Annotated in this window: 23 protein-coding genes; 16 read left to right on the top strand and 7 right to left on the bottom strand. The window is 69.4% G+C overall.

From position 1 onward, the window contains the following. Positions 1-38 precede the first annotated feature (38 nt). Positions 39-749, top strand: a complete 711-nt coding sequence (locus tag ACZ6O0_RS28150) for a PH domain-containing protein (protein ID WP_465767992.1) — start codon at positions 39-41, stop codon at positions 747-749. Between the two features lie 98 nt (positions 750-847). On the opposite strand, the gene ACZ6O0_RS28145 is transcribed toward ACZ6O0_RS28150, so the two are convergent. From ACZ6O0_RS28145 to ACZ6O0_RS28125, 5 genes are all read right to left on the bottom strand, one after another. Continuing rightward, on the bottom strand, positions 848-2086 hold the full coding sequence (locus ACZ6O0_RS28145; protein ID WP_465767991.1) for an RNA polymerase sigma factor: 1239 nt from the start codon (positions 2084-2086) through the stop codon (positions 848-850). A gap of 13 nt (positions 2087-2099) precedes the next feature. Beyond that, positions 2100-2447, bottom strand: coding sequence for a YciI family protein (locus ACZ6O0_RS28140; protein ID WP_465767990.1), 348 nt, complete (start codon positions 2445-2447; stop codon positions 2100-2102). Between the two features lie 72 nt (positions 2448-2519). Continuing rightward, complete coding sequence (locus ACZ6O0_RS28135) at positions 2520-3257, bottom strand: maleylpyruvate isomerase family mycothiol-dependent enzyme (protein WP_465767989.1); 738 nt, start codon at positions 3255-3257, stop codon at positions 2520-2522. 31 nt (positions 3258-3288) lie between these two features. Further along, positions 3289-3735, bottom strand: a complete 447-nt coding sequence (locus tag ACZ6O0_RS28130) for a DUF4231 domain-containing protein (RefSeq protein WP_465767988.1) — start codon at positions 3733-3735, stop codon at positions 3289-3291. 33 nt (positions 3736-3768) lie between these two features. Then, positions 3769-4200, bottom strand: a complete 432-nt coding sequence (locus ACZ6O0_RS28125; protein WP_465767987.1) for a Fic family protein — start codon at positions 4198-4200, stop codon at positions 3769-3771. A gap of 81 nt (positions 4201-4281) precedes the next feature. Here ACZ6O0_RS28125 and ACZ6O0_RS28120 point away from each other — a divergent pair, with 81 nt between their 5' ends. From ACZ6O0_RS28120 to ACZ6O0_RS28055, 14 genes are all read left to right on the top strand, one after another. Further along, positions 4282-4491 carry a hypothetical protein gene (locus ACZ6O0_RS28120; protein WP_465767986.1) on the top strand — a complete coding sequence of 70 codons (210 nt, stop codon included), beginning with the start codon at positions 4282-4284 and terminating at the stop codon, positions 4489-4491. Positions 4492-4550: 59 nt separating this feature from the next. After that, positions 4551-5054, top strand: a complete 504-nt coding sequence (locus tag ACZ6O0_RS28115; protein ID WP_465767985.1) for a MarR family winged helix-turn-helix transcriptional regulator — start codon at positions 4551-4553, stop codon at positions 5052-5054. Between the two features lie 158 nt (positions 5055-5212). Then, positions 5213-6799, top strand: coding sequence for a peptide ABC transporter substrate-binding protein (locus tag ACZ6O0_RS28110; protein WP_465767984.1), 1587 nt, complete (start codon positions 5213-5215; stop codon positions 6797-6799). Continuing rightward, positions 6799-8175, top strand: coding sequence for a M14 family zinc carboxypeptidase (locus ACZ6O0_RS28105; protein WP_465767983.1), 1377 nt, complete (start codon positions 6799-6801; stop codon positions 8173-8175). Before ACZ6O0_RS28110 ends, ACZ6O0_RS28105 begins: the two co-directional genes overlap by 1 nt. Beyond that, positions 8175-9101, top strand: coding sequence for an ABC transporter permease (locus ACZ6O0_RS28100; protein ID WP_465767982.1), 927 nt, complete (start codon positions 8175-8177; stop codon positions 9099-9101). Before ACZ6O0_RS28105 ends, ACZ6O0_RS28100 begins: the two co-directional genes overlap by 1 nt. Continuing rightward, positions 9094-9975, top strand: coding sequence for an ABC transporter permease (locus ACZ6O0_RS28095; protein WP_465767981.1), 882 nt, complete (start codon positions 9094-9096; stop codon positions 9973-9975). Before ACZ6O0_RS28100 ends, ACZ6O0_RS28095 begins: the two co-directional genes overlap by 8 nt. After that, positions 9976-11445, top strand: a complete 1470-nt coding sequence (locus ACZ6O0_RS28090) for a serine hydrolase domain-containing protein (protein WP_465767980.1) — start codon at positions 9976-9978, stop codon at positions 11443-11445. Further along, positions 11445-11948: a GbsR/MarR family transcriptional regulator gene (locus tag ACZ6O0_RS28085; protein WP_465767979.1), complete on the top strand. Its 504-nt coding sequence runs from the start codon at positions 11445-11447 to the stop codon at positions 11946-11948. Before ACZ6O0_RS28090 ends, ACZ6O0_RS28085 begins: the two co-directional genes overlap by 1 nt. Continuing rightward, complete coding sequence (locus ACZ6O0_RS28080; protein ID WP_465767978.1) at positions 11945-13576, top strand: dipeptide ABC transporter ATP-binding protein; 1632 nt, start codon at positions 11945-11947, stop codon at positions 13574-13576. The genes ACZ6O0_RS28085 and ACZ6O0_RS28080 overlap by 4 nt, the downstream gene beginning before the upstream one ends. A 57-nt stretch (positions 13577-13633) precedes the next feature. Then, a complete protein-coding gene (locus tag ACZ6O0_RS28075) occupies positions 13634-15307 on the top strand; it encodes an acyl-CoA mutase large subunit family protein (protein WP_465767977.1) in 1674 nt (557 codons plus the stop codon). Next, the gene (locus tag ACZ6O0_RS28070) at positions 15228-17030 is read left to right on the top strand and encodes an NAD-binding protein (RefSeq protein ID WP_465767976.1); all 1803 of its coding nucleotides are present in this window, start codon (positions 15228-15230) and stop codon (positions 17028-17030) included. The genes ACZ6O0_RS28075 and ACZ6O0_RS28070 overlap by 80 nt, the downstream gene beginning before the upstream one ends. A 41-nt stretch (positions 17031-17071) precedes the next feature. Next, positions 17072-18010 carry a co-chaperone YbbN gene (locus ACZ6O0_RS28065; RefSeq protein WP_465767975.1) on the top strand — a complete coding sequence of 313 codons (939 nt, stop codon included), beginning with the start codon at positions 17072-17074 and terminating at the stop codon, positions 18008-18010. A 75-nt stretch (positions 18011-18085) separates the two neighbouring features. Continuing rightward, positions 18086-18970, top strand: a complete 885-nt coding sequence (locus ACZ6O0_RS28060) for a MurR/RpiR family transcriptional regulator (RefSeq protein ID WP_465767974.1) — start codon at positions 18086-18088, stop codon at positions 18968-18970. Positions 18971-19012: 42 nt separating this feature from the next. After that, positions 19013-20431: a hypothetical protein gene (locus ACZ6O0_RS28055; RefSeq protein ID WP_465767973.1), complete on the top strand. Its 1419-nt coding sequence runs from the start codon at positions 19013-19015 to the stop codon at positions 20429-20431. A gap of 84 nt (positions 20432-20515) precedes the next feature. Here ACZ6O0_RS28055 and ACZ6O0_RS28050 read toward each other — a convergent pair whose 3' ends face one another. Next, positions 20516-21829, bottom strand: coding sequence for a citrate/2-methylcitrate synthase (locus ACZ6O0_RS28050; RefSeq protein ID WP_465767972.1), 1314 nt, complete (start codon positions 21827-21829; stop codon positions 20516-20518). A gap of 73 nt (positions 21830-21902) precedes the next feature. On the opposite strand from ACZ6O0_RS28050, the gene ACZ6O0_RS28045 reads away from it, so the two are divergent. Next, a complete protein-coding gene (locus ACZ6O0_RS28045; RefSeq protein ID WP_465767971.1) occupies positions 21903-23042 on the top strand; it encodes a citrate/2-methylcitrate synthase in 1140 nt (379 codons plus the stop codon). Here the strand turns inward: ACZ6O0_RS28045 and ACZ6O0_RS28040 are convergent. Beyond that, positions 22990-24498 (bottom strand): flavin-containing monooxygenase, encoded by a 1509-nt coding sequence (locus tag ACZ6O0_RS28040; protein WP_465767970.1) that lies wholly within the window; start codon positions 24496-24498, stop codon positions 22990-22992. The two genes, ACZ6O0_RS28045 and ACZ6O0_RS28040, sit on opposite strands and share 53 nt — an antisense overlap. Positions 24499-24506: the final 8 nt, after the last annotated feature.

Here is a 24506-nt window from a genome sequence, read left to right as displayed (position 1 = left end):
AGTGGTCCCCGCAACGGGGCTGACAGGGGAGTGAGTGGATGGCCGGAATTGGCCTGTTCCGGATCTTCGACCCGAAGGTCCGGCGCCATCTGATCTCGGACGAGGGCGAAGTCGTCATCGACGAAGTCCGGCAGCACTGGGTGGTGTACACGGTGCCGATGCTCGAGGTCGCGCTGGCGACCGCCCTGCTGGTGGCCATGGCGACCACCTCGATCGGCGGTACGCAGGTGCTGCTGGCGATCGTGCTGGTGCTGCTGGCGCACGCCTTCTGGCAGTTCCTCACTCACCACCGGGACCGGTTCGTGGTCACCAACATGCGGGTCATGCGGATCCGTGGCGTCTTCTCCCAGAGCATCGCCACCACCCCGATCGCGCGAGTCCTCGACATCACCCTGAAGAAGCCGAGCATCGGCCGGATCCTCGGCTACGGCCACTTCGTCTTCGAGTCGGCGGCGCAGGATCAGGGCTTCCGGGAGATCAGGTGGGTCAGCCGCCCGGACGACCGGGATCTGACCATCCAGCGAGTCATCCAGCGCACCGGTCTGCGCGCCGCGGCGAGCGTCGACGTGCTGGAAGGCGACGAGGACTCCGACGACGACGGCACCGGTCCGATCGGGATGGACTCCGCGCAGGAGGTCATCACCACCTCGGCCCCCGCCCCGGTCCACCACGCCCGGCCGCCGGCCTCGTCGGGCCCGAAGTCGATCTTCAACAGCGAACGCGGCAACTGGACCGACGACAACGACTGAGCCCGCCCGACCGCTGAGCCCGACGGGCTCCGGGTGCTCGACGCCGACGCGCGCCGGTGCCGGCCCTGGCCGCCCGACCGGCTGAGCCGACGCGCTGTTCAGCCGGTGCGCTGCCGGAACAGGTCGCGGCGGCGCTCCCGGTGGGCACGCTCCGGATGGTTCGCCGGAGCGGTCCCCAACGCCTCGTCCAGCTCACCCACTGCCTCGGCGTACCGACCCTGCCGGGCCAGCAGCTCCCCGCGGATCGCATGCCACCGCGGACTCCGCGGTACGCCGTCCAGCAGCGCCAACGCCGCCGTGATGTCGCCCGTCTCGGCGATCGCGACGACCAGGCCGAGCTGAGCAGCCGCACTCGGCGCGATCTCGACGAGCAGTTCGTACAGCCGCACGATCTCGCGCCAGTCCGTCGCCGAATAGCTCGGCACCCGGGCATGCTCGGCGGCGATCGCGGCCTGCAGTTGATACGCGTCGGCCTGGCGGTCCGAGCGCTGCAGCGAGTCGTTAAGTAGCTCGACCCCACGCGCGATCAGGCCAGCGTCCCAGCGGCTCCGATCCTGCAGATCGAGTGTGACCACCTCGCCCTGCTCGTCGAGCCGCGCGGGCCGACGGGCCTCGGTCAGCAGCAACAACGCGAGCACGGCGCTGGGCATCGGCTGATCGGGCAGCAGGCTGTGCAGCAGTTCGCCCAGCCGGATCGCCTCCGCACAGACGTCGACGTCGTACGCCGCCTCGCCCTCGAGTGGAGCGTGTCCGGCGGTGTAGAGGCTGTGGATCACCGCGCACACGGCCGGCAGCCGATCCGGCAGCTCGGCCTCGGCCGGAACGCGGTACGGGATGCGGGCGGCGGCGATCTTCTGCCGCCCTCTGGTCAGGCGCTTGGTCGTGGCGACCTCGGTGGTGAGGAGTACGCCGGCGATCTGCGCGGGCGACAGCCCACACAACGTCCGGAGCGCGAGGGCGACCCGGGTCGGCGGCGAGAGCGCCGGGTGGCAGCACGTGAAGATCAACCGCAGCAGATCGTCCTTGACCACCTGGTCCGCCTCGACTTCCCGGCTGCTGGTGAGCTCGATCAGCTCCGAACCGTCCCGCTCCTTGCCGGCCCGGGCCTGCTCGCGGCGGATGATGTCGATCGCCTTGCGCCGGGCGGTCACGGTCAGCCAGGCGCGCGGCTCGGGCGGTACGCCGGTCACCGGCCAGGCGCCGAGGGCCGCCAGGCTCGCCTCCTGGACGGCGTCCTCGGCCAGCTGGACGTCACCGACGGTCCGGATCAGGGTGGCCAGGATGCGGGTCCCCTCGATCCGGATCGTCTCGGCGACCGCGTCGTACTGCTGGGCCATGCCGGCGGATGGACTACTTGGCCAGGATGACCGGGCGGACCTCGACCGCGCCGCCCCAGGCCGCCGGGATCTCGGCCGCGATCTTGACCGCTTCCTCCAGGTCCTCGGCTTCGATCAGGTAGTAGCCGGTCAGGGCTTCCTTGGTCTCCGCGTACGGTCCGTCGGTCGTGATCACCGGTCCGCCACGGGCGCCCTCGACCCGGACGACGGTCGCCGTCGAGGTCGGGTGCAGGACCGCGCTCGCCTTGATCTGCGCGGCGTTGTCCAGGCCGAACCGCCGGTACTCGGCCAGTTCGTCGGCCTGCTCAGGCGCCCACCAGTCCACGTCCGCGGTGTAGGTCAGTGCAAGGTACTGCGGCATCGGAGTCCTCCTTCTGCTGAGACCACTGTGGTCCCTCGGGAAAGGAACGAACAGCCGGACCCGGGCAGGACATCAGGTCGTGCATTCCGCCAGCCGCCCGCGGAACGCCCGGACGATGTCCTCGTCGCCGGCGGTCTGGATCGCGTCGTCGGCGACGCGACCCCAGAGCCAGAGGTAGACCGGCGCGGGATCACCGAAGATCTCGGCGGCCGGCTCGCCCTCGGCGCCCTGACTCACCTCGACGCACGTGCTGTCCGCGCGGATCGTCCAGGAGCGTCCGGCGGCGGTGATCCGCACGGTCGCGTCGACCGGGTGCTTGGTGTCGCCCTCTTCCCACCACGGGCCGGCCAGGGTCGGATAGAGCAGCTCGTCGATGCCGTCGAGCGCCAACTCGGAGTCGATCGGCGTGACGACCGCGTGCGCCTGCTCGACGTCGATCCGGTGCACCAGACTCTCCAGCGCCATCCGGCGATACCAGAACCCGGAGGTGCTGTCGCGCGGGTTGAACGTCCACGTCTCCAGCGACGTCCCCGCCTTCTCCAGCGCTTCCACGATCGCCGCGCGCGCCTCGTCGTACCAGGTGAGGGTCTCCAGGCCGCTGAAGTCCGGTGGCCACGGTTTCGGCAACGCTCCGAGGCGCAACACCTCGACCTTGTGCACATAGACCTGCGCCACATGCCGCACCACGGACTCGACCGTCCACCCCGGACAAGCCGGCACCGCGGCCTCGAGCCCCATCCGCCCGACCTCACCCAGCCGAGCGGATTCCGCCCGCACGTGCCCCAGATAGACCTCCGCCGACAAACTCATGCCCCGACCCTCCCACGCCCGACGGACAGTTTCAGATACTCCGAGCCTTCAGCGCCGCCTCCCAATCACTGGTCTCCGCCTGGGAGATCTCGACCACTCGTTCTGCGAGCAGCCTCACCGGATCCTCGCAGTCTGCGTAGCGCCCAGCGCGCTGCGCATAGAGCCAGGCCTCGTTGCGAAGCTCAGCGGCGGTGCGTGTGTATGTCGGGTACGCGTCCTTGAAGCCGAACAGGGTGCGGATCCCCTCCGCCAGAGCGATCAGGCCACCGAGCGTCGGAGCGAGCCACGTCGGCGCGGAGATGGCGACCGAGATCGCAATCACGAGGGCCGCGAAGAGTTGGACCACACCGAGCGATCGGTACGCGACGCGGGCGTTCTTCGCCTGCCGCGCGTACCACTGGAACCTGATCTTGATCAACTGTTCCGCGGGTGAATCGGCGCCGAGCGCCGGAAAGTCTGAGTCCCTGAGCGACGCCATGGACAGTCACAGTAGAGCCTCAGCGTCCCGAGGTCAGCCCAGTGCGAGGAACGCTTTGCTGCGGGCGATCCCCAGCGCCACCTCGCCCCGCCACTGCGCCGCGTCGAGGCTCATGTCGCGGTTCTGGTCAGCAAGGATCGCCGGTGGGAGATCGAACTCCGCCAGCAGCCGATTCATCAGGACTCGTGAGGTCCGGCCGTTCGAGTCGCCGAACGGGTGCAATGCAACCAATTGACGCTGGAAATCAGCTGCCGACCCGATGGGTTCGGCGCCGGAGAGCAAGTCCGCCTTCACCTGTTCGACCAGGGTCGGCAACCTGGTCGGAACGAGAGATGCCGGCGGATACTCGAGCATCGCCAGCCCGCCGGGCAGCAATCGGACCCGCATCCCGAGCGCGATGAGGTTGGCGATCTCCAGGTCTGTGTATCTCTCCGGGCGGGCGAACGTTCTGCTCCGCCGGAGCACCCCTGCGCGATCCCAGTGGCCGCCGCGCATGACCATTGCGGTTGTGCGAAGGAGCTTGGCCTTCGTCCCGGGATCGGGGACATGGATCAGTCTATTGACCTCGACGACCATCTCCACGTCGAGCTCGGCGAGGAAGCTGCCTTGCGGGATGTCGTGCAGGAAGGTCTTGGCCCGGACGAATCCGTTCCAGGGCTCGGCGCCGTACGCTCGTTCGAAGTCGGCGAATCTGGGCGGGATGCCGAGTGGCGTCCCGCCATCCCCATCCCTTCGTGCGACGGCACCTGCCGGTAGAGACTAAAAGACCCGCGGGGTCAGCTGCGGTCGGCGGCTCAGCGGCTAATCTTCGGCTCATGGCGAGGAAGAGGGCGTTGCCGTTCGATCCGATCGAGGAGGCGTCGCGGCAGTGGGGGCGGCGCTGGGGCGCGGTCGAGCAGATGCGCGCCGTCACGTCGCTGATGCGGGCCCAGCAGATCGTCATCGGGGAGCTGGACGACATCCTGCGCAAGCACGGGCTGACGTTCGCGCGGTTCGAGGCGCTGGTGCTGCTGACGTTCTCGCGGCGCGGGTCGCTGCCGCTGGGCAAGATGGGGGAGCGGCTGCAGGTCCACCCCACCTCGGTGACCTCGATCGTCCGGCGGCTGGAGGCGGCCGGGCTGGTGACCCGGACGCCGCACCCGGACGACGGCCGCGCGGTCCTGTGCGAGATCACCCAGGAAGGGCGTGACCTCGTCGAGCTCGCCACAGCCGATCTGGTGGCCGCCGATTTCGCGCTGTCCGGCCTCACCGACGAGCAGCTCAAGATGCTCTGGTCGGTGCTCGAACCGCTCCGCCACAACGCCGGCGACTTCAGCTAGACCCGCCTGATCACCGCTCGGCCCGTGTTACGCGCACGCTAAAAGTTCATTTCCTACTGAAACTTCCCAAGTTTCCCTATTGCCAGACAGCACGTGGGAGTCCAGGATCGGGGGACGAGTCGGCCCACCCTGCGGGCCGCGACGTAGCTGGAGGATCCATGAAGCGTGCTGCTGCCGTTCTGCTCGCCGGCACCCTCGCGTTGGCCGGCTGTTCCGGAGGCGGTTCCGGCGGCTCGGCCGACGGCGGGACCAAGTCGATCTCGTACGCCGTCAGCGACCCGGTGACCCTGAACCCGGGCCGCCAGACGATCGCGTTCGCGCAGGTCAAGGAGCTGTTCTCGAGCCTCACCTTCGTCAAGAGCGACGGCTCGCTGACCTACCTCAACGCGGAGTCGGTGAAGTCCGGCGACGCCGTGCACTGGACCATCAAGCTCCGCCCGGGCTGGACCTTCCACAACGGCGAGAAGGTCACCGCCGAGAGCTACGTGAAGGCGTGGAACACGGTCGCCTACGGCCCGAACGCCTGGGAGAACAGCGGCCAGCTGGTCAACATCGCCGGGTACGACGCGCTGAACCCGGCCAAGGGCAAGCCCACGACCACCCAGTTGTCCGGGCTGAAGGTGGTCGACGACCTCACGTTCACCGTCACGCTGAAGAGCCCCGACGGTCAGTTCCCGGTCCAGCTGTCGCAGGCGCAGAGCGGGTTCTTCCCACTGCCGGAGGCGGCGTACAAGGATCTGGACGGGTTCGCGAAGAAGCCGATCGGCAACGGGCCGTTCGAGATGGTCGACGCCTACACCGAGAACGAGCCGATGACGGTCAAGGCGTACCCGGACTACGCGGGCCCGAAGCCGACCGTCGACGAGATCGTGTTCAAGCCGTACACCGACATGACGACGGCCTACACCGACGTCCAGGCCGGCAACACCGACATCCTGTTCGTCCCGGCGAACCGGATGGCCCAGGTGAAGAAGGACTTCGGCGACCGCGCGTACGTCTTCCAGGGGCTCGGCATGACATACCTGGGCCTGCCGTTGTGGGACAAGCGCTACCAGGACATCCGGGTCCGGCAGGCGATCTCGATGGCGATCGACCGGCAGGCCGTCAGCAACGTGATCTACGGCGGCATCTGGACCCCCGCGACCGCGCTGACCCCGCCGGGTGAGCCGGGTACGCCGGAAGGCCTCTGCGGGGAGCCGTGCACGTTCAACCCGGCCAAGGCCAAGCAGTTGCTCGCCGAGGCCGGCGGGTTCAGCGGCAAGATGGAGATCAGGTACCCGGGCGGCTCCGGGCTCGACGACCTCTACAACGCCTACGCCAACCAGCTCCGGCAGAACCTCGGGATCAAGGACGTCACCGCGACGCCGACCACCGACTTCCCGGAGTTCCAGAAGCTGCGCAACGAGAAGAACCTGAGCGGCCCGTACTTCTCCCGCTGGGGCGCGCTCTACGCCAGCCAGCAGAACACCCTGCGGTCCTTCTACACCAAGGCCGGCGGCTGCGTGAATTGCATCCCGTACTACACCCCGCAGGTCGAGCAGCTGCTCGCCGAGGCCGACTCCCAGGTCGACCCGCAGAAGGCGATCGAGGGGTACGTCGACGTGCAGAAGGCGATCCTGAAGGACTTCCCGGCCCCGCCGATGTTCTTCGAGAAGTACACCTACGCCACCTCGGACCGGATCGCCAAGCTGGCCGAGGGCGCCGGCAGCCTCGAGCTCGAGAACACCACCGTGGCGGACAGTTGATGGCGGCAACGAACGGCGGCCCGCTCCAGGCGATCCTGGAGCGGGCCCACCGCGTCCCCGGCCTGGGCCACTTCCCTGGGGTCGACGAGATCAACGCCCGCCTCGACGCCCTGACCGAGAAGCACCCGGACCTCGTCACCCGGCGACGGATCGGTACGTCGAGACTCGGCGACCCGATCACCATGTACTCGATCGGCGCCGGCCCCGACCAGGCCCTCGTGTACGCCGGTGTGCACCCGAACGAACCGATCGGGTTCTGGACCGCGATCCACCTGGCCGAGGACCTGTGTGCCGACGAGGAACTGCGCACCGGCTGCCGCTGGCACATCATCGGCTGCATCGACCCCGACGGCACCCGCCTGAACGAAGGCTGGTTCGACGGCCCGTTCAACCGCGTCCACTACACCGCCAACTTCTACCGCCCGGCCCCCGCCGAGCAGGTCGAATGGTCGTTCCCCTTCCAGTACAAGGACGCGTACTTCGACCAGGTGATGCCCGAGACGTTCGCCCTGATGCGCGTGATCGACGAGGTCCGGCCGACGGTCGCCGTCTCCCTCCACAACACCGAGCTCGGCGGCGTCTACTACTACCTCACCAAGGAACTCGCCGGCTTCGTCGACGAATTGCATGCGATCGCCGCGTCCTTCGACCTTCCCCTCGACCTCGGTGAACCCGAGACCCCGGTCGCGCGGCCGATCGGTCCCGCGGTCTACGAGATGATCTCGTCGAAGGCGACGTACGACTATGCCGAGGCCCTCGGCCTGCCCACGCCCAACGAGTCGGGCAGCTCGTCAGCGGCGTACGCCGAACGGCACGGCACGGTCAGCCTGGTCGCGGAGTTGCCGTACTGGACGCATCCGGCGGCGGATGACCAGTCGCCGACGGACTCGTCGTACCAGCAGGTGCTGGCCGACGCGGCGGACGAGCTCGAGAGCAACCTGCGGGCGCTGGACGAGGTGTTCCAGGCGGCTCGGCCGCACCTGTCGGACGACTCCCAGCTGGTCCGCGGTATCGCGTCGTTCCTCCCGTACCTGCTCAGGCGGCCGGATCGGGAACGGCGCCGCGCGGCGGAGACCGACCCGGCCCGGCGCGCGACGGTCGCCGAGGTGTTCGGGCTGCGCGACGTCAACCGCTCCTTCCGGCTCCGGTACGGCGGGATGCTCGTGCGCGCCATCGACGGTGAGATCGCGCGCGGCAGCGCCGCGGCCGCACTGCACCCGCCGGCCAAACGCCTCCGTGAGATCTACCGCGAATGGCAGGAGGAGGCTACGACCCTCGATCGCGAGCTCAACACCGTGCCGATCAAGGATCTGGTCGGAGTGCAGTACGCCGCGACCCTCGCGCTGCTGGACGCAGTACGGCGAGAGGCGGGCTGATGCTGCGCTTCACGATCCGGCGGTTGATCGAGCTGGTGCTCGTGTTCTTCGGTGTCACGTTCGCCATCTACGCGGCCGTGTTCGCGCTGCCCGGCGATCCGATCTCGAGTCTCGGCGGCGATCAGCCGTTGTCGCCGGCCGTGGTGGAACGGATCCGGGAGCTGTACCACCTCAACGATCCGCTCTGGTCGCAGTACCTGCGCTATCTCGGTCATCTGCTCACCGGTGACCTCGGCGTCGACTTCCGCGGCCGGTCGGTGGCGGAGCGGCTGGCGACCCGGTGGCCGGTGACGATCCGGCTCGCGCTGACCGCGTGGGTGATCCAGGTCGTGATCGGCGTCGGGCTCGGCCTGGTCGCCGGGTTGCGGAAGAACACCTGGATCGATCGCGGCGTGCTGATCCTGACGATCCTGATCGCGTCGGTGCCGATCTTCGTGATGGCGGTGACGGCGCAGCTCGTGTTCGGGGTCAAGCTGTCGGTGCTGCCGATCGCGGGCGTGACCGACGGGTGGCCGCTGTCCTACTTGCTGCCGGCAACTGTTCTGGCGATCTACGGGCTGGCCGCGGTCGCCCGGCTGACCCGGGGCAGCGTGGTCGACACGATGAGCTCGGACTTCGTCCGCGCGTTGTGGGCCAAGGGCCTGAGCAGTCGGCGGGTGATCGGCGTCCACGTGCTGCGGAACTCCGCGATCCCGGTGCTCACGTATCTCGCGATCGATCTCGGCGCGTTGCTCGGTGGCGCGGTGGTGACGGAAGGGATCTTCAACCTGCCCGGCGTCGGCCAGCTGCTGTTCGAGTCGATCCGGGTGCACGAAGGGCCGACCGTGGTCGGGATCGCGACCGCGCTGATCCTGATCTTCCTGCTCACCAGCGTGATCGTCGACATCCTCAACTCACTCCTCGACCCGAGGATCCGCCATGACTGATCAGGTACTCGCGCAGGCCGTCGAAGAAGATGCGCTCGCGGGCCGCGGTGTCTGGGCGACCGTCCGGCGCCGGGTGCTGTTCTGGCTGCCGCTGGGCGTCCTCGTCGTACTGCTGCTGATGGCCGTCTTCCCGCAGTTGTTCACCGGCACCGATCCGCGCGCCTGCGACATCTCCTCCAGCGCGCACCCGTCCTCGCCGGGTCATCCGTTCGGCCAGGATCTCCAGGGCTGCGATGTCTACGCGAGCGTCGTCCACGGCGCGCGGGCATCGCTCTCGGTCGGCCTGTTCTGCACGCTGATCGCGCTCGTCATCGCGGTCGTGGTCGGCACCATCGCCGGGTACGTCGGCGGCTGGGCGGACTCGGTGCTCGCGCGGCTCACCGACGTCTTCCTCGGCTTCCCGTTCCTGCTCGGGGCGATCGTCGTCCTGAACAGTCTGGGCGAACGGTCGGTCCTGTCGGTGTCGCTCGTACTCGCGCTGTTCTCCTGGCCGGCGCTGGCCCGGATGGTCCGTACGTCGGTCCGCGCGACCCGGGACGCGGAGTACGTGCAGGCCGCGAAGGCGATGGGGTTTCCGATCACCCGGATCCTCAGCCACTACGTGCTGCCGAACGCGATCGGCCCGGTCCTCGCGGTCGCGACGCTGACCGTCGGCGGCGTGATCGTGGCCGAGTCGACGCTGACGTTCCTCGGCCTCGGCCTGCGCGCGCCGTCGATCTCGTGGGGCCTGCAACTCGCGACCGCACAGTCGCGTTTCCAGCAGGCACCGCACACACTGATCTACCCGGGTCTGTTCCTCGCCGCGACCGTACTGAGCCTGATCACCCTCGGCGACGTACTCCGCGACGCGGTCAACCCGAAGGGACGCTCCTGAATGACATCCACCATCCATGGCCACGACAGAACGGACGCCGCCTTGTCCTACGACCTCGAAACCGCCCGCGAAGCAGCTCCGGCGATCGAAAGCTGGCTTGACTACCAACGCCGCTACCTGCGGACGCCGGGAGTCCAGGCAGCGATCCGGGTCGGTGACGAGCTGGTCCTGTCGACCGCGCTCGGCCACAGCGACGAGGTCGCCGGGACACCGCTGCGCACCGACCACCTGTTCCGGATCGCGTCGCACAGCAAGACCTTCACCGCGACCTCGGTCCTGCAGCTCGTCGAGCAGGGCAAGGTCCGCCTGGACGACCCGATCGACGCCCACGTCCCGGAGCTGGCCGGCACCGACCTTGCGCCGGTCACCGTCCGGGAGTTGCTCGGTCATCAGGCCGGCGTGATCCGCGACGGCGTGGACAAGGACTACTGGCAGCTGATGGACCCCTTCCCGGACCGAGCGGCCCTGATCGAGCTGTGTCGGTCCGCCGGCCGCGTCTTCGACCGCAACGAGTACTTCAAGTACACGAACATCGGCTACTCCCTGCTCGGCCTGGTGATCGAGTCCGCGAGCGGATCGTCGTACGGCGACTATGTCGCGGCCAACATCGTCGAGCCGCTGGGGCTGACCAACACCGGGGCCGAGTGGGACCCGGAGCGCGCCGGTGAGTACGCCGGTGGTCACACCGGTCTGCTCGACGGCGGCGACGTACGCCAGGTCATCCCGCACGTGGACACCCGCGCGATGGCCGCGGCGACCGGGTTCTACTCGACCGCGGAGGACCTGACCACGTACGGCGCCGCGCACTACTTCGGCGCCGAGGAGTTGCTGACCGACGCGAGCAAGCGGCTGCTGCAGCGCGACGAGAGCCTGGTGCGGGCGCACGGCAGCGAGATCGGCCGGTACGGGCTCGGCATGGACATCGTCACGATCGGCGGGCGGCGGCTGGTCGGGCACAGCGGCGGGTACCCGGGGCACATCACCCGGACGTTCATCGACCCGGCCGACCGGATCGTCGTGTCCGTGCTCACCAACTGCATCGGTGGCCCGGCCGGCACCCTCGCGACCGGCGTGGTCAAGCTGCTCAACCTCGCCGCCGAGCCGCCTGCCGGCACGCAGGTGCCCGGCGACATCGACGCGCGCAGGTTCTGCGGGAACTTCGCGAACCTGATGGGTGTGGTCAGCGTGGTCCTGCTCGGCGGCCGGCTGGTCGCGTTCTTCCCGGCCGCGCCGGATCCGGTCGAGAGCTACGAGGAGCTCGAGGTCATCGACGAGAACACGCTGGCCGTCGTGCCTGCCGCCGGATTCGGGTCGATCGGGGAGAAGGTGGAGTACACCTGGGACGCGGACGGGCAGCCGTCACAGGTCCGGTACGGCGGGAGCTCGCGCTGGCCGGTCGAGGCGTTCCGGGCCCGGCGGGCGGCGCAGATCGCGGAGGCCGACGTGCACGCAGCGGCAAGGAGGTCGTGATGGTCGACGACGATGCCTGGGAGGAGGATTCCCGCCGCGCGGACTTCGTCGAACAGTTCGCCCTGCTCAGAGAGCTGGCGGGCTCACCCCGGATGGAGGGCCGCGTGCTCGGCTACCTGATGGTGAGCAACAAGCCGTACGTCTCCTCGGCCGAGCTGGCCCGCGCGCTGTCGGCCAGCGCCGGCTCGATCTCGAGTACGACGCGGCGCCTGATCGACCTGGGGTTCGTCGTCCGGCACGCCGTACCGGGGGATCGCAGCCACTACTTCAAGGTCGACGACGACATCTGGGGCAGCTTCCTGGCAGGCGAGCGCCGGTCCCTGGGCAAGCAGCGGCAGCTGTTCGAGGACATGCTCGAGGAGCTGCCCGACGGTATGCCGGGCCCGCGGAAGCGGCTGCGGAACGCGCGCAACTACTTCGAGTGGCTGACGTCCTACCACCGCAAGATGCTCGCCGACTGGCAGGAGTACCGGGACAAGCTCGACGCCGAGGAGGGTCAGTGAGCGACCAGGAGGTCCTGTGCTTCGAAGACCTGACCGTCGACTTCGCCGTCGGCGGTACGACGCATCGCGCGGTGGACCAGGTGAGTTTCGCCGTCCGGTCGGGCGAGGTGCTCGCGGTCGTGGGGGAGTCCGGGTCGGGGAAGAGCGTCACGTCCCTGGCCGCGCTCGGGCTGCTGCCGTCGAACGCGTCCGTCGCGGGGCGGATCATGTTCGGCGGCGAGGACGTGCTGTCGATGTCGCGGGCGGAGCTGACGACGCTGCGCGGGCGCCGGATCGCGATGATCTTCCAGGATCCGGTCGGCGCGCTCGACCCGGTGTTCACGATCGGGTCGCAGCTGATCGAGATGATCCGGACGCACCAGCCGGATCTGTCCCGGTCGCAGGCGCGGGAGCGGGCGCTCGAGCTGTTGCGGATGGTCGAGATCCCCGAGACCCGGATGAGGTACTACCCGCACCAGCTGTCCGGCGGTCAGTGCCAGCGGGTGATGATCGCGATCGCGGTGGCGTGTGATCCGGAGCTGCTGATCGCGGACGAGCCGACGACGGCCCTCGACGTGACCGTGCAGCAGGAGGTGCTCGACGTACTGCTGGCGATGCGGTCGAAGATCTCCGGCGCGATCATGATCATCACGCACGACATGGGCGTAGTCGCCGACGTGGCCGACCGGGTCGTCGTGATGCGCAAGGGTTCCGTGGTCGAGACGGCCGACGTACACGAGCTGTTCGACCACCCCTCGCAGGAGTACACCCGCGCGCTGCTGGACGCCGTACCGCGCGGTGGTCTGCGGGACTCGGCCGAGCTCCAGTTGACGGCTGGTACGCCGGCTCTGTCCGTCGAGGACCTGGTGGTCGAGTACCGCGGCCGCCGCGGCAAGACGGTCCGCGCGGTCGATCACGTGAACCTGGTGCTGAACCCCGGCGAGATCACCGGACTGGTCGGCGAGTCCGGGTCGGGCAAGTCCACCATCGGCAAGTCCGTCCTCGGCCTCGCCCCGATCACCTCGGGTGAGGTCCGCGTCGCTGGTCAGGCCCTCACTACGGCATCGGCTGCGGTGGTGCGCCAGACCCGCGCCCGGATCGGCGTGGTCTTCCAGAATCCGGCCGGTTCGCTGAACCCACGGGCCACGATCGGGCAGTCCATCGGCGAACCTCTCGCCGTACACCGCGGTGTCCGTGGCTCCGAGCTGCGCGGACGGGTCGAGGAGCTGCTGGACAGCGTCGAGCTGCCGCGCGCCTGGGCCGGTCGCTACCCGCACGAGCTGTCCGGCGGGCAGCGCCAGCGGGTCTCGATCGCCCGGGCGATCTCGCTCGACCCGGCGCTGCTGATCGCGGACGAGCCGACCTCCGCGCTGGACGTCTCCGTGCAGGCGACCGTGCTCGAGCTGCTCCGCTCGATCCAGGACCGGCTGCACTTCGCCTGCCTGTTCATCAGCCACGACCTCGCGGTGGTCGACCAGGTCTGCGACCGCGTCGCCGTGATGAGCCAGGGCAGGCTCGTCGAACAGGGCGACCGCGAAGCCGTCCTCCGCGACCCCCAGGACGCCTACACCGTCCGTCTCCTCGAGGCGGCCCCGGTCCCGGATCCCCGCGAACAATCCCGTCGGCGGGGACTTCGTCTGGCCGGCTAGTTGGAAATAGTTGGACGTCCTAGTATTTTGGGACCAGTTCCCGAGGAGGTCTGACTGATGGATGCCGAGCAGATCGCCGCCGGCCGGAGCCGGTGGCAGCAGCGGTACGACGCGGCGCGCAAGCGGGAGGCGGACTTCACCACGCTCTCCGGCACCGAGGTCGAGCCGGTCTACGGACCTCCCGAGGGAGTCGACGACCCGCGGATGGAGCGGATCGGGTGGCCGGGGGAGTTCCCGTTCACCCGCGGTCTGTACCCGACCGGGTACCGCGGCCGGGCCTGGACGATCCGGCAGTTCGCCGGCTTCGGCAACGCCGAGCAGACCAACGAGCGGTACAAGATGATCCTGAACGGCGGTGGCGGCGGCCTGTCCGTGGCGTTCGACATGCCGACGCTGATGGGCCGCGACTCCGACGACCCGAAGTCGCTCGGCGAGGTCGGCCACTGCGGTGTCGCGATCGACTCGGCCGCGGACATGGACCGGCTGTTCAAGGGCATCCCGCTGCAGGACGTCACGACCTCGATGACGATCTCCGGCCCCGCCGTCCCGGCCTTCGTGATGTACCTGGTCGCCGCCGAGCGGCAGGGCGCGGACCTCACCAAGCTCAACGGGACGCTGCAGACCGACATCTTCAAGGAGTACATCGCGCAGAAGGAGTGGCTGTTCCCACCGGAGCCGCATCTCCGCCTGATCGGTGACCTGATGGAGTACTGCGCGTCGACGATCCCGGCGTACAAGCCGCTGAGCGTCTCCGGGTATCACATCCGCGAGGCCGGGTCGACGGCCGGGCAGGAGCTGGCGTACACGCTCGCCGACGGGTTCGGGTACGTCGAGCTCGGCCTGTCCCGCGGTCTCGATGTCGACGTGTTCGCCCCCGGCCTGTCGTTCTTCTTCGACAGCCACCTGGACTTCTTCGAGGAGATCGCGAAGTTCCGCGCGGCCCGCCGGATCTGGGCCCGCTGGCTGCGCGACGTGTACGGCGCGCGCACGGACAAGGCGCAGTCGCTGCGGTTCCACACCCAGACCGCGGGCGTGTCGCTGACCGCGCAGCAGCCCTACAACAACGTCGTACGCACGGCTGTCGAGGCGCTGGCCGCGATCCTCGGCGGGACCAACTCGCTGCACACCAACGCACTCGACGAGACGCTCGCGCTGCCGAGCGAGGAGTCGGCCGAGATCGCGTTGCGGACGCAATCGGTGCTGATGGAGGAGATCGGCGTCACCAACGTCGCCGACCCGCTCGGCGGATCCTGGTACGTCGAGGCGCTGACGGACAAGATCGAGGCCGAGGCCGAGGAGATCTTTGCCCGGATCAAGGAGATGAGCCCGGACGAGACGATCACCGGCGGCATCCTGCGCGGCATCGAGGACGGCTGGTTCATGGCCGAGATCGCCGACGCGGCCTTCGAGTACCAGCAGAAACTGGAGAAGGGCGAGAAGAAGATCGTCGGCGTCAACACGCTGACCGACACCGTCTCCGGCGAACTGGAGATCCTCCGGGTCTCCCACGAGGTCGAGGTCGAGCAGTGCCGGGTGCTCGCCGCGCGCAAGACACACCGCGACGAGGACCGGGTCCGGCGTACGCTATCGGCTCTGGTGGAGGCGGCCAGCGGGACTGGCAACCTGATCGAGCCCATGCTGGAGGCGGCGCGTGCGGAGGCCACGATGGGGGAAATCTGTCACGTTCTTCGGGAACAGTGGGGAGAGTACCGAGAGCCCGCCCGCTTCTGAGGAGGAGGCGCCACCACCGGTCGAGGCGACGGCCCGGGCCGCGATCGGTCCGCTCGAAGGGCGCAGCGTCGTCGTCTGCGGCTCGGACCGGACGATGCTGCGAGTCGTCACCGAGCTCGTGGGCTCGGGCGAGCGGGTGACCGCGATCGTCAACCCCGGATCGCGGCACTACGACCGGATCGGCGAGCTCGGCGCGCACGTGATCGGCGTCCGTGTCATCAGCGAGGCGCTGCTGCGCCGGGCCGGCATCGACGCGCAGGACGGGAACCCGTCGACCGCGCGCGCCCTGGTGCTGCTCGACACCGACGACGTCCACAACGTGCACACCGCGCTGACCGCGCGGGACATGGATCCCGAGCTGCGGATCATCGTGCAGATGGTCAACCCGCGGCTGGGCAAGCAGTTGCTCCGCCTGCTCGGCGACTGCGTGATGATCTCCGGACCCACTCTCGCCGCGCCGGCGTTCGTCTCCGACGCGCTGGAGGACGACGAGCTCACCTGGCTCGAGATCGGCGGGCGCCGGCTGGTCGCCGGCCAGGCTGATCTGATCCGGGAACCGCATCTGACCGTGCTGGCCGACACGACGTCGTCGGCGACGCCGGACCTGCTGCCGATGGCCAGCTCCGACCCGGAGGGCGACATCGTTCTCGGCACCGGCGTACGGTCCGTGTGGCGGACCAAGGACGTCCGGCGGGCCGGCTGGCTGATGGGACTGCGCGACATCTTCGACCGGCGGGTCCGGCGGATCGCCGCGGTGATGGCGTTCCTGGTCGTGGTCGGGACCGCGGTGATCCACTTCGTCGGTCACATCGAGTGGTGGCGGGCGGTCTACCTCGCGTCCGGTGCGGTGACGTCCGCGGGGATCGAGGACGACAAGTTCTCCGGCGCGGATCCGTGGGTGAAGGTCGCCGCGGTCCTGGTGCAGCTGACCGGCATCGTCCTGATGGCCCTGCTCACCGCGGTCGTCGTCGACTCGCTGATCGGCGCCCGGCTGTCGCGGGTGATCGGCGGTGTCCGGGGGCGGCCGCGCAACCACGTGGTCGTCTGCGGCCTCGGTACGGTCGGAGCCCGGGTGCTGGAGATCCTGGCCGAGCGCGGGGTCGCGGTGGTCGGGGTCGAGCAGGACGAGGACGCGCCCGGCGTACAGACCGCGCACCGGCTCCGGATCCCGGTGGTCATCGGCGACAGCAGCAACGAGGAGACGTTGCGGTCGGCCGGGGTGCAGCGGGCTCAGTCGGTCCTCGCGCTCACCGACGGCGACATCACGAACCTCGAGTCCGCGATGGTGGTCCGTGACCTTAACGCGGACGCCCGGATCACGATGCGGATGTTCGACCACGACCTGGCCCAGCGGGTCGAGCGGCAGCTCGGGCTCGGGCACAGCCGGTCGGTGTCGATGCTGGTCGCGCCGGCGATCGCGGCCGCGGTGGCGAACCGGCGTAGTCAGGTGACCGTGCCGGCCGGTCGGCGGGTGCTGCTGCTCACCGAGGTCACGGTCGAGCCCGGTTCGGTCGCGGTCGGCCTGCGGCTGGGCGAGCTGGACGAGGCGGGCGGCCTGCGGGTCCTGGCCCGGCAGACCGGCGGGACGGCCTGGGACTGGACGCCGTCGTACGACCGGGTGGTGCTCGAGCCGGGCGACAGGATCGCCGTCGCGGGCACCCGAAGTGGCCTGGCCCGCCTCCTCCTGGCCACCCGGCCGCAACGCAGTTCGCAGTCGTCATAGAGGATGGACCCTGTGAACGTGAACGGAATGCGAGGGCAGTCGTGAGTCAGTCGAACTTCTCCCGTCCCGGGGCGATCGATCTGTCGTCCCTGCGCAAGCCCGGTGGGCCGGCCGGTCCGGCGGGTCCCGGCGCGCCGGCCGGCGGCGGTGGCGCCGCGGGTTCGTACGTGCTGAACGTGAGCGAACCGACCTTCCAGGCCGACGTGATCGAGCGGTCCCTGCAGGTCCCGGTGGTGGTCGAGTTCTGGTCGCCGCGCTCGGAGGCCTCGAACGCCCTCGGCCCGGTGCTGGCCCAGCTGTCCACCGAGTACGCCGGGAAGTTCCTGCTGGCCAGGATCGACATCGACGCGAACCCGCAGCTGGCCCAGGCGGTCGGTGTGCAGACGATTCCGCTGGTGATCGCCGTACTGCGCGGCCAGGTGGTCCCGCTGTTCCAGGGCGCGGTCGGCGACGCGGAGGCCCGGCAGTACTTCGACCAGCTGCTGACCGTGGCGGTCGCGAACGGCATCACCGGCCGGGCCGAGCCGGTCGGTCCGGCGGGCGAGACCTCCGACGAGGAGGAGCCGCCGCCGAACCCGCGGTACGAGAAGGCCGAGAACGCGGTCGGCGCGGGTGACCTGGACGGCGCGATCGCGGCGTACGAGGAGCTGCTCAAGGAGACGCCGGGCGACGCCGAGGCGAAGTCGGGGCTGGCGCGGGTGCAGCTGGTCAAGCGGACCCAGGACGTCCCGGCCGACCTGCGGACCCGGGCGGCGGACAACCCGACCGATGTCGAGGCGCAGTTGCTGGTCGCCGACGTCGACCTGATGGGTGGGCATGTCGACGACGCGTTCAACCGGCTGATCGCCACGGTCCAGGCGACCGCGGGCGACGAGCGGAACACCGTCCGTCTGCACCTGCTCGAGCTCTTCGAGGTGGTCGGCGCCGACGACGACCGCGTGATCAAGGCGCGCCGCCGGCTGATGTCCGCTCTGTTCTGAGTCGAGACAGCTGGCCGGATCCGGTCAGCTGTGAACGCTTGTAATCGGCGCTGGCCTGCTCCGAGAATTATTCACATGACGGTTCTCGCCGAGACGCCACCGCCGAGCCTGGAAGCGCGGATCAACGGCCTGCTGCCCGCGCTCAGCCCGGCGCAGGCCCGGATCGCGACCGAGGTCCTGCGCGATCCGGCCGCGGTGGCCTCGTCGACGATCGGCCAGCTCGCGGCCAGGTGCGGTACGTCGCTGCCGAGCGTGACCCGGTTCTGCCTCGCGCTCGGCCTGTCCGGGTACGCCGAGCTCCGGCTCACGCTCGCGGCCGAGAGCGGGCGCAGCAGCACCAGCTGGGAGCGGGGGACCGGCTCCGAAGTCGGTCCGGACGACTCGCTCGACGACGTACTCCGGACCCTCCTGCGTGCCGACACCCGCGCGCTCGAGGACACCGTCGCCTCGCTCGACCGGGACGCGCTCGGCCGGGCGATCCAGGCGATCTCCGACGCCCGCCGGATCGACCTGTACGCCGTCGCCGGGTCCGCCTCTGTCGCCGAGGACCTGCGCCTCCGGCTGCACCGGATCGGCCGCGGTGCCTCGACCTGGAGCGACGTCCACACCGCGCTCGCGAGCTCGGCGCTGCTCGGTGTCGGCGATGTCGCGATCGGCATCTCGCACAGTGGCGAGACGATCGAGGTGCTCGAGCCACTCGGCCGGGCCGGCCGGCAGGGTGCGACGACTGTTGCCATCACCAACTACCCGCGGTCGCCGCTCGCGCGGACGGCGGACGTCGTACTGGTCACCGCTGCTCGCGATGTCACGTTCCGGACCGGCGGACTGTCCGGCCGGCATGCGCAGATGATCGTGCTCGACGCGCTCTATCTCGGTGTTGCGCAGCGCGACTACCCCTTGGCGGAGCAGGCCTTCGATGCCACCGCCGACGCCGTCGCCGACCACCGACGGCGGCCCTGACTTTTCTGTTTGCTCCGTTCGACCGCCCTCCGAAGGAGAACCATGCAGAGCCCGCACCAAATCCTTGGCCCCACCCGCCGCACGCTGCTCCTGGGCGCCGGCGCCACCGCCCTCACCGCCGCCACCGCCTCGACAGCCGCCGCAGCTCCGGCCGCGTCCGCGTCTGGCGCGTCCGCGCCGGCCGCCGGCGCGTCGGCGGGGGTTGCCGCCGGCGTCGTGCCTGCGGCCGTCCCCTCGCCGGCTGACCTGCCTTTGACTGGTGGGCCGGACTTCCCGATCGGCCTGTTCTGGCCGCCGCATCCGTACGCGAGTACGGCGGAGCGGTACGCCGAGATCAAGTCCGCCGGGTTCGACTTCATCATCTCCGGCAACTACGCCGGCGACGGCAACATCTTCCAGTACCAGCTCGGTCTCGCCCGCACCGCCGGCCTGCAGATGCTGATCTCGGACGACATCCAGATCCGCAACATGTCCCGCTGGTTCTCGATCTCCGACACCACCACCGACTTCCTCAGCGTCACGCCGGCCGAGGCGAGCGCTCTCTACATCCGCGCCCGCGACGCCTACGGCCCGTTCTCGTCACTGGCCGGCTTCAACTTGTACGACGAACCCGGTCCGGGCTGGTTCGGCACGCTGGCGAAGGCCGTGGCGATCTCGCGTGAACTCGCGCCCGGACTGCTGCCGTACATCAATCTGTTCCCGTCCGACGACCCGGCGTACTACCGCGGTTTCGTCGACGTGGTGAACCCGTCCCTGATCTCGTTCGACCGGTACCCGCTGCTGTCCGACGGCCGTGAGGACGCGAACTACTTCCACAACTGGGCGATCGTCCGGGACGCCGCGCTGCACGGTGACATCCCGTCCTGGGTGTTCATCCAGACGCTTGCCTATGACAACCACCGCGAGCCGACCGCGGCCGAGCTGCTCTGGCAGGTCAACATCAGCCTGGCCTACGGCGCGAAGGGCATCCAGTACTTCACCTACTGGACTCCCGAGGCCGCACGCGGTGAAGGATTCGGGCCGGCGTTGATCACGGTCGACGGCCGCCGTACACCCCGGTACGCCGCCGCCCGGCAGATCAACACGACCTGGCTGCACCAGGTCGGGCGTGAGCTCAAGCCGCTGGTGTCGGAGTCCGTGGCCCATGCCAACGAAACGCCGCTGCCCAACGGTGCCGTCGGTTTCACTCCCACGAACCTGGTCACCGGCGTCTCCGGGAGCCCGGTGGTCATCGGCACCTTCCGTGCGCGCGACACCACGTCCGCGGATCGTTGGCTGCTGGTCGCGAACCGCTCCCACCACGAGCGCGCCCGAGCCGTCGTCACGCCGAACCAGCAGACGGTTGCTTCCGTCGGCCTCTTCCAGGCGGCGAGCCAGACCTACCAGGCTCGTCCAGTCGCTCCCATCCCGGTCGACCTCGCGCCCGGTGCCGCAACCCTGGTCAAACTCAGCGCCAAGTAACCGACTAGCCGCTCGGCCGGATCAGCCGGTTGCCGGTCGGCCGGATCAGCCGGTTGCCGGTCGGTCGCTCGGCGGATCGGCGGGTCAGCCGGTCTCGCCGGTGTAGATGCCCATGGCCCGGAAGCGGAGAGCTGGGGCCGCGTACTCCTCCAAGGCGTGCGCGGTCCAGCCGATCATCCGGGCCAGGGCGAACAACGCGTCCCCGGCATCCGGCCGGAAGTCGTAGGCGTGCATCATCGCCGCGATGGCCAGATCGCTGTTCGGGAATCCCGGCGTCCGGGCGGCGACCGTGGCGACGGTCTCCACGATCGGATGGTCCCCGAGGAGCTCGAGGAGTACCTCGGCCCGAGGATCGCGGTGCTGGTAGATCCGGTGTCCGAAGCCCGGCACCGGCTCACCTGATCGCAGCTGATCCGACAACGCACCCAGTGGGTCTCCCTGCGCCCGCTCCAGGAACTCGTAGGCGAGCGTCGGCGCGGCGCCGTGGTACTGCCCGTCCAGTGCGCCGAGCCCGGCCGACACCACGGCGTACAGGTTCGCCCGGGCGCTCGCGGCGACGCGGGCTGCCACCGTCGAGACGGCCAGCCCGTGATCGGCCAGCAGGATCAGCGCCGCGTCGAGCACCTCCGGGCGCGGGGGCCGGGACGAGAGCTTCGGCCAGAGCCTCGCACCGAGCGTCTCCCGAACGTAGTCGGTGGGCCCCGGCAACGCGGTCACCAGCGTGCCGATCAAATGCTCCGCCGCCGCAGTCACCGAACCGGGCGACAGATCGAACCGCAACGGATCCGCAGCCCCCAGCACGGCAACCCCCACCCGCAGCTGATCCGTCAACCGCGCCGTCCGAGGAACAACCTCCATCGCCGACCGAGCCAGCAAAACCAACTCCCGCTCCACCGAAAACCCCGGCTCGTCACTCACCCCCCGATCACCCGCCGCCGAGCCACCAGACATACCGCCGCCAGGGGTGGTGCCGCCCGGGGGCACGCCGCCTGGGGTGGTGCCGCCGAGGCTGGTGCCGCCTGGGGTGGTGCCGCCGGGGCTGGTGCCGCCTGGGGTGGTGCCGGTGGGGGTTTCGGCGGTCCAGAGGAGGTGGGCTACTTGTTTGACTGTCCAGTGGGTTGCGAGGTGGCGGACGGAGTGGCCTCGGTAGTAGAGCTCGTCGTCGCGGAGCAGGGTGAGCTCGGACTCGATGCGCTCGACCACGCCGGAGTGCTCGACGGACCGGCTCGCCAGTCGCTCGACGTCAGCGACCGCGAACAGGCTGCCGCGGCGGCCCCGGGCGCGGACGCTCGTCAGCAGGCCGCGGCTCACGTAGGCGTAGATCGTCTCCGGCTTCACCTGCAGCCGGCGCGCGACCTCGGCCGTGGTCAGGTAATTCTCGTCACTCTGCGACGGCATCCGCGCTCCTCCGAGCCTTCATGTTGACTGGATCAATATTGACAATAGTTGATTGCCTGTCAACTCTGAAGATATGTCAACAACAATCAATGTTCCGCCCGGCCTGCGCAACGTCGTCGTCACCGAGACGACCCTCGGCGACGTCCGGGGCGACGAGGGGTTCTACCACTACCGCGAGTACTCGGCGATCGACCTCGCCAAGTCGAAGACGCTCGAAGACGTCTGGTTCCTGATGTTCGAGGGCCACCTCCCGACCGCGGCGGAGCGGGAACGCTTCATCGCCGAGCTGGCACCGCTGCGGGTGCTGCCCGACGAGGTCAGCGCGGTCCTGCCCGCGATCGCGGCCGCGGGTCCGAAGTTCAATCCGCTCGCCGGTCTCCGCACCGCATTGTCGCTGCTGGCCGCCGTACGGAGTCTTCCGCCGCTGTTCGACGCCGATCCGGCCCGCCGGAAGGCCGACGCGATGCTGGTGTGCGCGGTGACGCCGACGATCCTGGCGGCGCTGTACCGGCTGCGCGAAGGACTCGAGCCCCTGGAGCCACGGGCCGACCTGACCGCCGCGGCGAACTGGCTCTACCTGGTGACCGGCACCGAGCCGAGTGCGATCGAGGCGACGGCGATCGAGCACTACCTGGTCGCCACCGTGGACCACGGGTTCAACGCATCGACGTTCACCGCGCGAGTGATCGCGTCGAGTGGTGCCGACGTCGTCTCCGCCATCGCCGGCGCGATCGGAGCCTTCTCCGGACCGCTGCACGGCGGCGCGCCGGACCGGGCGCTGGCGAGCCTCGACGAGATCGGTACGCCGGACCGCATCGACGCGTGGGTGCGGGCGAAGGTGTCGGCCGGCGACCGGATCATGGGCTTCGGTCATGCGGTCTACCGGACCGAGGACCCCCGCTCGCTGATGCTGCGCGACATCGCCCGCGGCATCGGCGGCGACCTGGTCGACTTCGCCACCACCGTCGAGCAGCGCATCGTCGACGTGCTGGCGGAGCTCAAGCCCGGCCGCAACCTCTACGCGAACGTCGAGTTCTACGCCGGTGTGGTGATGGAGCTCTGCGGCGTCCCGCGCGCGATGTTCACGCCGACGTTCGCCGTCAGCCGGGTGATCGGCTGGTCCGCCAACATCCTCGAGCAGGCCACCGACCCCAAGATCATCAGGCCGATCGCGACGTACGTCGGACCGCAGCCGCCGGTCCCGGTCCCGTAGGTGCTTTGAACCGCATGGTGCCGTCGTCGACCGGACTGAACCGCAGGGACAGCAGGTCGCGAGGGTAGTTCTGCCGCAGGCGCCAGGGGCCGGTGGAGCCCTGGCGCGGCAGGATGGCGGCGGCACGCCGGATGTACCCGGACGACAGATCGACCACCGGCCGCGGGGGAGCGTCGTACTCGGCCGGGTCGATCTCGGGGACGCAGATGCTGGTGCCGGTCGCGGTGAGGTGGTTGAGCAGCCGGCACACGTACTGCGAGGTCAGGTCGGACCGCAGAGTCCAGGAGTTGTTGGTGTAGCCGATGCACCAAGCCAGGTTCGGTACGCCGCTCAGCATCATCCCCTTGTAGACAAAGGTGTCATGCGGCTCCACCACCTGCCCGTCGACCGTCAGCTGGATGTTGCCGAGTGCAACCATGCGGAGTCCGGTCGCGGTGACCACCAGGTCCGCCTCCAACTCCTGACCCGACCGCAGCCGCAGCCCGGTCGGCGTGAACGTCTCGATCTCGTCGGTGACCACGGCAGCCGAGCCATCGCGCAGTGCCTCGAACAGGTCTGCGTCCGGCACCAGACACAGTCGCTGATCCCAGGGCTTGTACCGGGGAGTGAAGTGAGGGTCTACCGGGATGGACTCCGGCAGCTCCTTGGCCACCGTGCTGTTCAGCAGCCACGCAGCATGCGCCGGCCACTTCCGGAAGGCGCTGTAGACCGCCGTGCTGAAGGCAACGTTCTTCCCGCGGATGAGCCGGTGAGCGAGCTTCTCGGGCAGTACGGCGCGCAACCGGTCGGAGAACGCGTCATGAGCCGGTCTGGACGCCACATAGCTCGGTGAACGCTGCAGCATCGTCACGTGCTCCGCCGTACGAGCCATGGCCGGTACGAGCGTCACCGCGGTCGCGCCACTGCCGATCACGACCACGCGCTGACCGGTGTAGTCCAAGTCGGACGGCCAGTGCTGCGGGTGGACGATCCGCCCCTGGAACTCGCTCTGCCCCGGGAAGTCGACCACATGGCCCGAGTCGTAGTCGTAATACCCACTGCAGGCATACAAGAAGGAACACGTGTACGACGCCTGGCTCGTCTCCACGGTCCACAGCGCCTCCTCCGACGACCACGACGCCCGTACGACGCGCTCGCCGAAGCGGATGTGCTTGTCGATGCCGTAGGTGGCCGCGGTCTCGTGCAGGTACTCCAGGATCGACGGGCCGTCCGCGATCGCCTTGGCCGCCTTCCACGGATGGAACGGGAACCCGAGCGTGAACATGTCCGAGTCCGACCGGACGCCGGGGTAGCGGAACAGGTCCCAGGTGCCGCCGAGGGCGTCGCGCGCCTCCAGGATCGCGTACGACCGGTCCGGAGACTGGGTTTGCAGCCGGTAGGCGGCGCCGACGCCGGACAGCCCGGCGCCGACGATCAGGACGTCGAGGTGTTCCATGTACTCAACAGTAGTGAACATTCCTTCCC

The sequence above is a fragment of the Kribbella sp. NPDC048837 genome, from assembly GCF_055586945.1.
This window is presented reverse-complemented; position numbering and strand designations above follow the sequence as displayed.